The following is a 773-nucleotide window of genomic DNA, read 5'->3' as shown; positions in this document are numbered from 1 at the left end:
AGCATGCTTGAGGACAGTCGTTCCGATTTGGCCTTAATTGATTACTACACTTCTGTTGGTGAGTTTTACCTTAACAGTAAAAAATACAACCTTGCGCTTTCAGAACTGCTTTACGGTTATTGGCAGTCCATCGAAAGTGACAGCGGTACTCGCCTTGCCAAAGTAAACCGCTTGCTGGCGAGACTTTTCCAAGAACGTCGTGTGTACGACAAAGCCATTGAATATCTGTCTCAGGCTGCAGATTTCTACGACTCTTACCCAAGCTCCCCTATTTTGGCCGATGTGCTTGAACAAATGGGCGACATCTATTTTTATCAAGGCAAGTTCAATCTTGCTTTGGTGCACTACTTCAACGTACTGGATCACGAAAGCACCAGTCGTAATATCAATCGCACCATTAAGATTCGGTTGAGCTTGGCTGCGACTTACCTGCAACTCTACAACTACGCACTTGCAGAGCAATATCTGGAACGTGCGACAGAGTTACTGGAATACGCGGATATCCCTCAGCTTGAAGCGAAAGCCGCCCTACTTCAGTCTGGTCTCGCTTATCATCAGAACGACAGCAAAAAAGTAATTGAAAACGCGAAGAAAGCCTTAGAGCTTGTCGAAAAAGCGCCGGAAAACAAAAACTTCATCAAACAGCAATCTTACCGTTTGTTGGGCTTGGGTTACGAACAGGCGGGCGAATATCAACTGTCACTGCAAGCGTACAAAAAATACACCAGCTTAGTGCGTTTGGAGCAAAAACAACTCAACCAAATTAGTGAAGA

At 44.9% G+C, this 773-nt stretch carries 1 protein-coding gene; it reads left to right on the top strand.

Going from position 1 to position 773, the window contains the following annotated elements:
• Window positions 1–773: tetratricopeptide repeat protein (locus tag R7Q11_RS25835; RefSeq protein WP_225466959.1), on the top strand; the 773-nt coding region annotated here is incomplete at both ends.

Source organism: Vibrio sp. 970 (assembly GCF_033339075.1).
The sequence above is the reverse complement of the archived record's forward strand: the minus strand, read 5'-3'. Positions and strand labels throughout refer to the sequence as shown.